General features: G+C 75.5%; 11 protein-coding genes. 5 read left to right on the plus strand and 6 right to left on the minus strand.

What is annotated here, in order from left to right; all coding sequences use genetic code 11:
* Both ABZW03_RS27180 and ABZW03_RS27185 read left to right on the plus strand, forming a co-directional pair.
* The coding region (locus ABZW03_RS27180) for an AAA family ATPase (protein ID WP_355263496.1) at positions 1-567 on the plus strand (567 nt) is incomplete at its 5' end.
* Positions 564-1,439 carry an ABC transporter permease gene (locus ABZW03_RS27185; RefSeq protein WP_355263498.1) on the plus strand — a complete coding sequence of 292 codons (876 nt, stop codon included), beginning with the start codon at positions 564-566 and terminating at the stop codon, positions 1,437-1,439. The genes ABZW03_RS27180 and ABZW03_RS27185, both read left to right, overlap by 4 nt.
* A 54-nt stretch (positions 1,440-1,493) precedes the next feature.
* Here the strand turns inward: ABZW03_RS27185 and ABZW03_RS27190 are convergent, their stop codons facing one another.
* Both ABZW03_RS27190 and ABZW03_RS27195 read right to left on the minus strand, forming a co-directional pair.
* Positions 1,494-2,135, minus strand: coding sequence for a maleylpyruvate isomerase N-terminal domain-containing protein (locus ABZW03_RS27190; RefSeq protein WP_355263501.1), 642 nt, complete (start codon positions 2,133-2,135; stop codon positions 1,494-1,496).
* Positions 2,132-3,637, minus strand: coding sequence for an MFS transporter (locus ABZW03_RS27195; protein WP_355263504.1), 1,506 nt, complete (start codon positions 3,635-3,637; stop codon positions 2,132-2,134). Before ABZW03_RS27195 ends, ABZW03_RS27190 begins: the two co-directional genes overlap by 4 nt.
* Positions 3,638-3,932: 295 nt before the next feature.
* Between ABZW03_RS27195 and ABZW03_RS27200 the strand changes: the two genes are divergently transcribed.
* On the plus strand, positions 3,933-5,999 hold the full coding sequence (locus ABZW03_RS27200) for an MDR family MFS transporter (RefSeq protein WP_355263507.1): 2,067 nt from the start codon (positions 3,933-3,935) through the stop codon (positions 5,997-5,999).
* Here the strand turns inward: ABZW03_RS27200 and ABZW03_RS27205 are convergent, their stop codons facing one another.
* Both ABZW03_RS27205 and ABZW03_RS27210 read right to left on the minus strand, forming a co-directional pair.
* Positions 6,000-6,569, minus strand: a complete 570-nt coding sequence (locus tag ABZW03_RS27205) for a Uma2 family endonuclease (protein WP_355263510.1) — start codon at positions 6,567-6,569, stop codon at positions 6,000-6,002.
* 400 nt (positions 6,570-6,969) lie between these two features.
* A complete protein-coding gene (locus ABZW03_RS27210) occupies positions 6,970-7,125 on the minus strand; it encodes a hypothetical protein (RefSeq protein WP_355263513.1) in 156 nt (51 codons plus the stop codon).
* A 152-nt stretch (positions 7,126-7,277) separates the two neighbouring features.
* Here ABZW03_RS27210 and lysA point away from each other — a divergent pair, with 152 nt between their 5' ends.
* Positions 7,278-8,633 (plus strand): diaminopimelate decarboxylase, encoded by a 1,356-nt coding sequence (gene lysA / locus ABZW03_RS27215; RefSeq protein ID WP_355263516.1) that lies wholly within the window; start codon positions 7,278-7,280, stop codon positions 8,631-8,633.
* Positions 8,634-8,642: 9 nt separating this feature from the next.
* On the plus strand, positions 8,643-9,578 hold the full coding sequence (locus ABZW03_RS27220; RefSeq protein WP_355263519.1) for a LysR family transcriptional regulator: 936 nt from the start codon (positions 8,643-8,645) through the stop codon (positions 9,576-9,578).
* A gap of 46 nt (positions 9,579-9,624) precedes the next feature.
* On the opposite strand, the gene ABZW03_RS27225 is transcribed toward ABZW03_RS27220, so the two are convergent.
* Positions 9,625-10,479 (minus strand): serine hydrolase, encoded by an 855-nt coding sequence (locus tag ABZW03_RS27225; RefSeq protein WP_355263522.1) that lies wholly within the window; start codon positions 10,477-10,479, stop codon positions 9,625-9,627.
* Positions 10,476-11,795 (minus strand): amidohydrolase family protein (locus ABZW03_RS27230; RefSeq protein ID WP_355263525.1); only part of this gene is annotated, 1,320 nt, incomplete at its 5' end. The genes ABZW03_RS27225 and ABZW03_RS27230, both read right to left, overlap by 4 nt.

Genomic DNA, 11,795 nt, shown 5'->3' on the forward strand with positions numbered 1-11,795 from the left:
GTTCTGTTTCCCTCGTGCCTGCTCCGGATGCGACCGTGCGAGTGTATCGGGGGCCCCGCGCTCGGCATCGCCGGGGCGCTGCTCGGCGACCCGCCGGTGCTGCTCTTCGACGAGCCGCTGAACGGGTTGGACCCGGAGGGTGTGCGCTGGCTGCGCGGGCTGTTCCGGCGGCTCGCGGACGAGGGCCGCACGGTCCTCGTCTCCAGCCACATGATGGCCGAGATGGAGCACACCGCCGACCACCTGGTGGTGATCGGACGCGGCCGGCTGCTCGCCGACGAGAGCCTGAGCGGGTTCGCCGCCCGGGCCGGCCGGGCCGCCGTCACCGTCCGGGCCGCCGAACCCGGCCGGCTGGCGGCCGTGTTGACGGCGGCCGGGGCGGACGTCCGCCCGGGCCCGGACGGCGCTCTCGCGGTGCGCGGCCTGGACGCCGCCCGGATCGGCGAACTCGCCCTGGAACAGCGGCTGTTGCTGCACGCCCTGACCACCGTGGGCGCCTCCCTGGAGGAGGCGTTCATGGACCTGACCGCCGACAGCGTCGAGTACCCCGCCGGAGAGCCCCGTTGAGCGCCACCGCCCGCCCCGCCCGCACCGCCGCCCGTCCCGCCCCTACCGAGCCACGCGCCCGCACCACCGAGCCGCGCGCCCGCTTCGCCGACCTGCTGGCCGCCGAGTGGATCAAGTTCTGGTCGCTGCGCTCGGTCCCCTGGGTGCTCGGCCTCAGCGCCGTGGCGATCGTCGCCGCCAACCTCAAGTCCGCGCTGTACACCCGCGACCACTGGACGCCGGGGGACGGCGACCCCGTGCTCATGGCGCAGGTGGCGCTGAACGACGCGTTCAACCTCGCCTCCGCCGACATCCTGATGCTGGTCGCGGGCGGCCTGGGCGCGACCGTCGTCACCGGCGAGTACGCGACCGGGCTGATCCGCACCACACTGGCCGCCGTGCCGAACCGCCGGGCGGTGCTCGCCGCCAAGGCCGGCGTCCTGGCCGCCGTGCTGTTCGGCTACGGGGTGCTCACCGTCGGCGTCTCCTTCGGCGCGAGCCAGGCGATCCTGTCCGGGACCGGCATCGGACAGTCCGTCACCGACCCGGTCGCGCTGCGGTACGTCGCGGCGGCGGTGCTGTTCGGACCGGTCTGCGCACTGGTCGGGCTCGGCCTCGGCGCCCTGCTCCGGCACGGCGCGGGCGCCGTGGTGGCCACCGTCGCGGTGCTGTTCTTCGTCCCGTCGCTGGTCACCGAGCGCTACCGCTGGACCGCCGACCTGCTGCACGCCCTGCCGCTGCCCGCCTGGCAGCGGCTGGCCCGGACCACCCTGGCGGGCCTGCGCCCGTCCGCGTACCCGGCCACCGTCACGGGTGCCTGGGTCACCTTCGCGGTGTGGTCGCTGGCCTCGGTGGCCGTCGCGGCGGTCGCGATCCACCGCCGGGACCACTGACGGCCCGGCCGGGACCCGACCGTCCCAGGAGTGTCAGCGACCGTCCCAGGAGTGTCAGAACGCCGCGATGCTCCCCGGCGCCCGCTCGGCCCGGCTGAACGCCCGCAGCACCGCCGCCTGGCCGTGCCGCCGGACGGCCAGCCGGGTGAGCAGGCCGAGCACCGACTCGGCGGCGCCCGACGGCAGTTCGGGGGTCGGCAGCCCGACGCTGACCGCCAGGTCGTCGCCGTGGACGGCCAGTTCCATCGTCCGGGTCGCCAGCAGGTCGTCGAGGGCGAGCGACCACGGCCCCCAGAACGGCAGCCGCACCGGCCGGGTGCCGTCCGCCGCCGCCAGGGTGGCCGCGAGCTCCGGCAGCACGGTGGCGAGCCGGCGGTGCAGCGCGGCCGGCCCGTCGGCCGCGAAGGCCTCGCCGCCCTGCCGGATCCGGACGTTGATGTCCGCGTCGAGCGCGGCACCGACCCAGGCCGACCGGGCGTAGTGGTCCAGCAGGCCGACCATCGGCTCCGTCGGGACGGCGGCGGCCAGCAACTCCGGTACGCAGAGGACCTGGTAGGCCAGGTGCCCGGCCAGCCCGCCGACGCTCCACCCCGCCAGCGCGCTCGGCCGCTGCCAGGAGTCGGCCACCTCGGGGCGGCGCAAGAGCTCGCCGGCCGCACCGGCGGCGGCCAGGAAGTCCGTTCGGGCGTCCGTCACGGCCCGTCCCCTACCCGCGGCCCGGCGGCCCGGAAACTCCCCCGGCCCGAGGCCATGTCGGCGACCGCCACCAGCAGGGCCGCCAGCACCAGGCCGGCCGCGACCGTCACGCCCAGTTGGAAGGCCAGCGCCCAGTCCGGGCGGGGACCGGCGGCGTGGGCGAAGAACACCGAGCCGACGACGGCGATGCCCGCCGCCGAGCCGACCCGCTGCGCGGTCTGCAGCACCCCGCCGGCGCTGCCCGCCCGGGCCACCGGCACCTGCTGGAGGGTCAGCGTCTGGTTCGGGGCGATCACCAGCCCGCTGCCCGCCCCGGCGACCAGCAGCGGCAGCGCCGTCGTCCAGCCCACCCGGGGCCCCGACCACAGCTGCACCGCGAGCGCGGAGGCCAGCAGCCCGGTCAGCACCAGCACCAGACCGGCCACCACCAGCCGCCGTCCCAGCCGGCCCACCAGGCGCCCGCCGAGCGCCGCGGCCACCCCCGAACCGACCGCGAAGGGCGTGATCGCCAGGCCCGCCGTCAGCGCCGAGTAGTGCAGGCCCGCCTGGAGGTAGAGCGTGAAGATGAAGAAGATCGCGGTGAACCCGGCGAAGTACACCAGCGACAGCAGCACCCCCGCCGCGTAGGGGCGCACCGCGAACAGCGCCATGCTCACCAGCGGTTCGCGCCGCCGCCCGTAGTGCCGCTCCCACCCGACGAAGACGAGCAGCAGCACCGCCGCCAGCGGCAGCAGCAGCCAGCGCGTCGAGCCGTGCCACTGCTGCGCCTGGACGAACGGCAGCAGCAGCGCGACCGTCCCGGCGCCGAGCAGCAGCACGCCGACCGGGTCGAAGTCCCGGTGCCCGGCGCGCTGGGCGGCGGGCGGGGGCGCGGGCAGCAGCCGGTGGGCGATCGGCAGCAGGGCGACGCCGATCGGCAGGTTGACCAGGAACACCCAGCGCCAGCCGTCCTGCGGGCCGACCAGGTGGATCAGCAGCCCGCCGAGCAGCGGCCCGACGGCGGTGGACAGCCCGATGGTCGCGCCCAGCGCGCCGAACGCCCGGCCGCGGTCCGCGCCCTGGAACAGCACCTGGATGAAGCCGGACACCTGCGGCACCAGCACCCCGCCGGCCGCGCCCTGGAACAGCCGGGCCAGCACCAGCCACTCCTGGCTCTGCGCCGCCCCGGCGAGCGCGCTGGCCGCGGTGAACAGGGCCAGCCCGGCGAGGAAGACGGCCCGCCGGCTGCGCGCGTCGCCGAGCCGCCCGGCGGGCACCAGCACCAGGCCGAAGGCCAGCGCGTAGCCGCTGAGCACCCACTGCAGGCCGCTGTCGGACATCCCCAGGCCGGCCCGTACGGTCGGCAGGGCGACGTTGACGATGCTGACGTCCAGCAGGGTCATGAACCCGGCGACCAGGCAGACCGTGAGGGCCCGCCAGCGCCGGACGGCGGCCCGGCCGCCCACGGCGGTGGCGCCGGACCGCGTCGGGTGCGCGGTGCTGCACGGGGGGTCGGCGTTCATGGGAGCCTCTTCCCGGAGGCCGGGGCGTCCTGGTCCGCGGCCGGCCGTCGGTCGGCCACGGTGGGCCTCGTCGGGCCTCGTTCGCCCTCGGCCGGGTTCGGTCGGCCTCGTCCGGCCCATCGTCGCCCGGCCCGTCCCAGGCCGCCACCCAGGCCGCCACCGGGGCCTCCGGGCCGGCCGTCGGCGAGGGCACAAGCGGGCGCAACCAGAGCGCGACCGGGCCCGCGCCCGCCCGACTTCACTCGAACGGCCGAACCGGATCGCGACCGCCGCCCGCACCCCGGAGGCTGACGGCATGACCGTCGCCACCGAGACCGCGCCCTCCGCCCCGCCGGTGCTGGACGTCCGGCAGCGGAACGTCGTCTTCGCCACCATCGTGCTCGGCATGCTGCTGGCCGCCCTGGACCAGACCATCGTCGGCACCGCCCTGCCCACCATCGTCGCCGACCTCGGCGGGGCCGCCCACATGTCCTGGGTGGTGACCTCCTACCTGCTGGCCGAAACGGTGGCCACCGTGCTGGCCGGCAAGTTCGGCGACCTGTACGGGCGCAAGCTGCTGTTCCAGATCTCGGCGATCGTCTTCGTCGGCGGCTCATTCCTGTGCGGCCTGGCCACCGACATGACCCTGCTGATCGCCTGGCGGGCCGTGCAGGGCATCGGCGCGGGCGGCCTGATGGTCACCGCCATGGCGCTGATCGCGGACGTCATCCCGCTGCGCGAGCGCGGCAAGTACCAGGGCGCGATCGGCGCGGTGTTCGGCGTGGCCACGGTGATCGGGCCGCTGCTCGGCGGGCTGTTCACCGACCACCTGTCCTGGCGCTGGGCGTTCTACGTCAACGTGCCGATCGCGGTCGTGGTGGTCGCCGCGGCCGCCCGGACCATCCCCTCGGTCCGCTCGGCGACCCGCCCGGTCGTCGACTACCTGGGCATCGTGCTGGTCGCGGCCGGCGCCGGCGCGCTGATCCTGGCGACCAGTTGGGGCGGCAACCAGTACGCCTGGGGCTCCGGGGTGATCATCGGCCTGTTCGCCGGCGGCGCGCTGGCGCTCGGCCTGTTCTGCTGGGCGGAGACCCGGGCGGCCGAACCGATGCTGCCGATGCGGCTGTTCCGCAACCCGGTGTTCACGGTCTGCTCGGTGCTCAGCTTCATCGTCGGCTTCGCCATGCTCGGCGCGCTGACCTTCCTGCCGACCTTCCTCCAGTACGTGGACGGGGACTCGGCCACCGTCTCCGGGGTCCGGACGCTGCCCATGGTCCTCGGTCTGCTGATCGCCTCGATCGCGAGCGGCAACGCGGTCAGCAAGACCGGGCAGTACCGGGTGTACCCGATCGTCGGCACCGCCGTGATGGCCGTCGGGCTCTACCTGCTCTCCCGGCTCGAACCCGGCACCGGGACGGCGCTGGCCTCGCTCTACATGTTCGTGCTCGGCGCCGGCATCGGGCTGAGCATGCAGGTGCTCACCATCGCCGTGCAGAACACCGTGGACTACGCCGACCTCGGCACCGCCACCTCCGGGGTGACGTTCTTCCGCACCATCGGCAGCTCCTTCGGCACCGCGGTGTTCGGCACCATCTACGCCAACAGCCTGAAGACCGAGCTCGCCGACGGGATCGGCACCGCCGCCCGGCTCACCGGCGCCGACCCGGCCGTGCTGGGCCGCGCCGCGGAGAGCCCCCAGGGCCTGCACCGGCTGCCGGCCGACCAGGCCGCGCCGATCGTCCAGGCCTACTCCGACGCCCTGCACACCGTGTACCTGTGGACCATCCCGGTGGCCGTGGTCGGCTTCGTGGTGGCGCTCTTCCTCAAGCAGGTGCAGCTGCGCGACACCGCCCGGGCCGGCTCCACCGACATGGGCGAGGGCTTCGCCCAGCCGACCACCGCCGACTCCGACCCGCACCTGGAGTACTCGGTCTGCAAGATCGTGCGCGGCGTCGACCTCGACACCGTCCGGACCATCGTCTCCACCGCCGGCACCCGGGTGGACCTCGCCGGGGCCTGGGCGCTGATGGAGGTGGCCGGCCACACCAAGGCCGTCGGCCACGCCTCGCTCGACCTCGTCGCCGCCCGCAAGCGGGTGCCGCCCGAGGTCCTGGAGCCGGTCTTCGACCGGATGACCGCCGAGGGCCACCTGCTCCGCGACGGCGACCGCCTCTCCCTCACCGAGGCCGGCACCCAGGAGGTCCGCGCCCTCGCCCGGGCCTGGTCCGACTGGCTCAACGCCCGCCTCGACGCCGACGCCGGCCGCCCCCGCAGCCCCGAACTCCGCGCCGCCGCCGACGCCATCGCCTGGCGCCTCCTGGTCGAGGACCTCACCACCGGCCTCCCACCCCACGCCCGCCCGCCGGAAGGGGCTGCGGTGTAGCTACAGACGCGTGGTGTCGAGGTCCAGGTCGAAGGGCGCCGGAAGGTGGACGGGCGTGCCGAAGGGGTGGGGCCCGCTCTCGGCGGCGTACCCGAGGCGGGTCGGCTCGCTGTAGAGGGTGCAGCTGCGGTTCTGCCGGTCGACCAGGAGGTAGAGCGGAGCGCCGTACTGGCCGTAGCGACGGCGTTTGACGACACGGTCGGTCTCCGCGTTCGACGGAGAACTGACCTCGACGATCAGCAGGGTCTGGTCGGGCAGCAGCGCACCCTCGGTCTTGATGGCGAGTTCGGCGGGCACGATGGCCAGATCCGGGATGTACCAGTTCTCGCTGCCGGGCAGATCGAGATTGCCGGAACCGGACACCAGGTCGAGCTCGTCCATCCGGGGGCCGAGCTGGCGACGGACGATCTCGGCGGCGGACTCGTGCGCCCATGACGGCGACTTGGGGGTGATGACTCCCTCGATGATCTCGGTACGGTCGCCCGCGATGTGCCGGATCGCGTACTTCAACGCTTTCTCGGGGTCACTGACGGTGCTGTAGTCGCCAGGGACATGGTGTGCCGTACTCACGACGTGTCTCCTTCCCCCGGTGATTCTCCCCCAGACCATGCCGCCCTCCCGTCGATCGACCGGTATCGGACGCGTCCCGGCCACTCGTGCTTCGCGCTGTGATCGGTTCGCATCGTGAGCCGACCGGCGATCAGCAGGACGAGGGGGCACCCGGGCAGGGGTCGGGGGCGGTTCGGCGGGCGGAGAGGGTGATCACGGCGAGGCTGGCGAGCGCGCCGGCCACCCCGGCGCCGAGGCCGAAGCCGAGGGTCAGGACGAGCGAGGCGCGGCGGGCGCCGGCCCCCGGGTCGGCAGCCGGGTCGTGCGGGCCTGGGAGAGCTCCTTGACCCAGCTGGTGCCGACCGCCATCGCGATGCCGACGGCTGTGCCGGTGAGGAACCGCCCGGCGTAGATGGGGAGTTCACCGGTAACTGAGCGAGGCGCGCTCGGCGATCTCGCCCTCGCTGATCAGCGTGCCGCCGGGCAGGCCGCCGCCGAGGATGAGGTCCTTGGTCAGTTCGTACGCGCGGTCCGCGGCCGGGACGCGGGCGGGGGCGGGGTGTCGGCCATGGAGCACACCGCAGCACCGTAGATACAAGCTTGGATGCAACGCCCGGCCATGGCACGAGCATCGGTTTCGGTACTGCTCAGGGCCGGAACAATGCGCTTTCCCGCCCCCTCCCGCAGGGCCGAGGATGGGCGGGGCCAGCCAGCTCCCGGGAGGAACCCTTGTCCCCTGCGTCGCCAGCCCTGCCGCCCGTCGATCCGGGCCTGCTGCCGCTCACCGCCGAGTTCCGCCCCCGGGGCCTGGCCGTCGGCGGGGTGCTCCTGGAGGAGCTGGCCCGCCGGTTCGGCACGCCGCTGTTCGTCTACGACGAGGAGCACCTGCGCCGGCGCTGCCGCGAGGCCGTGGCCGCCTTCGGCCGGGACAACGTCGCCTACGCCTCCAAGGCCTTCCTCTGCACCGCGATGGCCCGCCTCGCCGCCGAGGAGGGCCTGCTGCTGGACGTCGCCTCCGGCGGGGAGCTGCGCACCGCGCTGTACGCCGGGGTGGCCCCGGACCGGATCGTGCTGCACGGCAACAACAAGGACGAGGCCGAGCTGCGCACCGCGCTGACCGTCGGCCTGCGGCACGTCGTGGTGGACAGCTTCGACGAGCTGGACCGGATCGAGCGGCTGCACCACGAGGAGGGCCTGCCCCCGGCCCGGGTCCAGCTGCGGGTGGCGCCGGGGGTCGCGGCCGGCGCCCACCAGGCCATCCGGACGGGCGGCCACGACTCCAAGTTCGGCTTCGGCCTGGCTGACGGCGCCGCCGCGGCCGCGGTGCGCCGGGCCGAGCGCTCCGCCGCCGTACGGCTGGAGGGCGTGCACGCCCACGTCGGCTCCCAGGTGCTGGACCCGGCCGAACTGGCCGACGGCGCCGCCGCGGTGGCCCGGTTCGCGGTGGAGCACGGCCTGCGCCGGCTGACCGTCGGCGGCGGCCTGGGCGTGGCGTACCAGAGCGGGCAGAGCGCCCCGTCCTTCGCCGCCTGGGCCGAGCGGGTCCGCGCGGCGGTGCGCGGCGCCGGCTGGAGCGGCGCGGTCGGCGTCGAGCCCGGCCGCTCGATCGCCGCCCCGGCCGGGCTGACCCTCTACCGGGTCGGCACCGTCAAGCGGATCGAGGGCGTGCGCACCTACGTCAGTGTGGACGGCGGGATGAGCGACAACCTGCGCCCCGCCCTGTACGGCGCCCGCTACGAGGCCTTCCTGCCGCGCTGCCCCGAGGCGCCCCGGCCGTGGCGCGCCCGGCTGGTCGGCAAGCACTGCGAGAGCGGCGACGTGATCATCGACGACGCCGCGCTCCCCGCCGACCTGCGGATCGGCGATCTGCTGGCCACCCCGGTGACCGGCGCGTACGGCTACGCCATGGCGTCCAACTACAACAAGCTGCCGCGGCCCGCCGTGGTCTTCGTCCGGGACGGCGAGGCCCGCCCGGTGGTGCGCCGGGAGACCGAGCACGACCTGCTCCGGCTGGACGTGGCCGCCGCCGACGGCCCGGCGGTGCCGGTCGCCGAGCAGGTCGCCCAGCCGGCGCATGCCGTCTAACCTGGGCCGATGCTGAACAGCGCCCGACTGCTCGTCCTGCTGGAGATCGCCCGCCGGGGCACCATCGTGGCCGCGGCGCAGGCCCTGCACCTGAGCCCGTCCGCCGTCTCGCACCAGCTCGCCCGCCTGGAGCAGGAGTTGGGCGTCGCGCTGGTGGAACGGGGTCCGCAGTCCCTGCGCCTGACACCCGCCGGGGTCCGTCTGGCCGAGCACGCCCAGGCGATCGCCGATCTGATGGCCGTCGCCCGGGACGACCTGCGGGCGCACGCCCAGGGCGCGGCCGGCGTGCTGCGGATCGGCTTCTTCGCCTCCGCCGGGCTGGACCTGCTGCCCCGGGCGCTGACCGCGTTCGCCCCCGGGAACCCGCAGGTGGAGGTGGAGCTCATCATGGGCCAGCCGCACGAGCTGGTCCCGGACCTGGAGGCCGGCCGGCTGGACGCGGCCGTCGTCTTCGAGCACCCGCTGGACCCGTGGTGCCGCCGGGCGGCGGTGGACGTGCGGATGTACTTCGAGGAGCCGCAGCTGGTCGTGGTGCCGCTGCGGCACCGGCTCGGGCGGCGCTCGGTGGTACGGCTGGCCGAGCTGGAGGGCGAGAGCTGGATCGGCACCCACGGCGGCAGCACCGGCGAGCCGGTGCTCGAACGCGCCTGCGCGGCCGAGGGGTTCCGCCCCCGGGTGCGCTGCCGCAGCGACCACTACCAGGTGACCATCAACCTCGCCCGGGCCGGCATGGGCGTCGCGCTGATCCCGGCGCTCGGCCTGGCCGACAGCGCCGGTGCGAGCGCCGGGGTGCACGTGTGCCGGCTGGACCACCCGCAGCTGCACCGCCGGATCGGGGTGGCCACCCGGGCCACCAACCGCAACCCGGTGCTGCGGGCCTTCCTCGCCGAACTCGGCGCCGCGGCCGGGGAGATCGAGGCCCTGCTCGACATGCAGTGGTCCTGATCCCCCGGCCTGGCCCCCCGGCGGCTCCGGGGAATCAGGCCGCCGGTCAGTGCGGGGCAGGCCGCTGGGCCCAGGCCGCGAGGGCCCGGCCGACGTCCCGGATGGCGTGCACGGCGGCCCGTTCGGTGCTGGGCCCGAGCGCCACGTCCCAGTGCGCGACGACGGCGTAGGCCACCCGCCGGGCACCCACGATCACGCCCGCGTCGGCCCGCACCCCGGTGTCCGTACCGGTCTTGTTGGCCACCAGCAGGCGGCCGGGCAGCGGCGCGGGGAAGCCGGGCGCGTACGGATCGTGGTCGATCAGCGCGGGCACCAGGCCGTGGTCGGTGTTGGCGCGCATCCAGCCGAGCAGCCGGGCCGAGGCGGCCGGGGTCGCCATGGTGCCCCGGACCGCATGGGCGACCAGGCGGGCCAGGTCCCCGGCGGTGCCGGTGGCGAAGACCGGCGGGACGCCCGGCCCGCGCTCGTCGCGCACCCGGTCGTGCAGGGTGAGCCGTTCCAGTCCGAGTCCCTTCGCCAGCGCCGCGGTGGCCGGCCGGCCGACCAGCCGCAGCAGCGCGTTGGTGGCGGTGTTGTCGCTGACCGCGGCGGTCAGCCAGGCCAGGTCCTCCACCGTCCAGCCGGGTCGGCTCAGCCGGCCGAGCAGGCCGGTGCCGCCGGTGACGTCCTCGGGGAGGATCGCCACCGGCTGCCCGGCCGTCAGTTCGCCGGTGTCCAGCCGCCGGGCGACCTCGGCCAGCAGCAGCAGCTTGGCGGCGCTGGCGACGGGCAGCACGACGGTGTCCTCCACCCCGACCGCGCCGGAGGCCTCGGGGGCGTCCACGTCGACGGCCGCGACGGACAGGGTCAGCGGGAGCGCCGCCGAGCTGCGCGCGGCGGCGGCCACCTGGGCGAGGCTCATCGGACCCGCACCACCTCTCCGGCCCGGCTCGCGGTCGGCCGGCCGTCGCGCACCGCGACCCGCCCGGCCACCACGACGGTCTCCACGCCGACCGGCGGCAGCAGCGGCCGCTCGAAGGTCGCGGTGTCCCGGACGGCCGCCGGGTCCAGCACCACCAGGTCGGCGACGGCGCCGTCCCGGACCACGCCGCGACCGGCCAGCCGGAACCGCCCGGCGGGCAGGCCGGTCATCTTGTGCACCGCGAGCTCCAGCGGCAGCAGTCCGTGCTCGCGCCCGTAGTGGCCGAGCACCCGGGTGAAGCTGCCCGCCCAACGGGGGTGGGGGCGGCCGGGTTTGGGCACGCCGTCGGAGCCGATCATCGACAGCGGGCTGGCCAGCACCCGGCGGACGTCGTCCTCGCGCATCGAGTGGCTGATGATGGTCACCTCGCCCTGCGCCTCCAGCAGCAGGTCGCAGACGTAGTCCACCGGGTCGGTGCCGCGCTCGGCGGCCAGGTCGGCGATCCGGCGGCCCTCGACGGCGCGCCGGGCCGGCGCCGCGGCCACCGAGATCAGGTCCCAGCCGCCGTTGCCGACGGTGTTCTCCCAGCCCTCGACGCCGTGCGCGATGTCCGCCCGGATCCGGTCCCGCACCTCCTTGCCGCGCAGCCGCTCCAGCAGGGCGGCCGGCCCGCCCTCACTGGTCCACGGCGGCAGCATCGCGTGCAGCACGGTGCTGCCGGCGGTGTACGGGTAGACGTCGCAGAGCACGTCCACGCCCTCGGCACGGGCCCGCTCCAGCCGCGGCAGGGTGCGCAGGGTGGCGCCCCAGGCGTGCCGCCCGGCGGTCTTGTGGTGGGAGACCTGGAGCGCGGCGCCGGAGCGCACCGCGATCTCCAGCGCCTCCTCCAGGGCCTTCTCCACCTGCGACATCTCGTCGCGCAGGTGCGTCACGTACGGCTTGCCGTGCCGCGCGGCGACCTTCGCCAGGGCCACGATCTCCTCGGTGCCGGCGTAGACGCCGGGCGGGTAGATCAGGCCGGTGGAGAGCCCGGCCGCGCCCTGGGCCAGCGCCCGGTCGAGCAGCCCGCACATGGCGGCCAGCTCCCCGGGGGTGGGCGGGCGGTCCTCGAAGCCCATCACCCCGGCGCGCAGCGTGCCGTGGCCGACCAGCGAGGTGAGGTGGTTGCGGCGCAGCTCGGGCCGCTGGCCGGCGGCGAAGGCGTCGAAGTCCTCGGCCGGCCGCACCGGCCCGAGGCCGAAGGAGACCCGCAGGTGCTCGGCCAGGTCGGGCAGCCGCTCGGGCAGCGCGGGGAACAGGCTGATCCCGCAGTTGCC

This window comes from Kitasatospora sp. NPDC004799, from assembly GCF_040609095.1.
Classification (GTDB): Bacteria; Actinomycetota; Actinomycetes; order Streptomycetales; family Streptomycetaceae; genus Kitasatospora.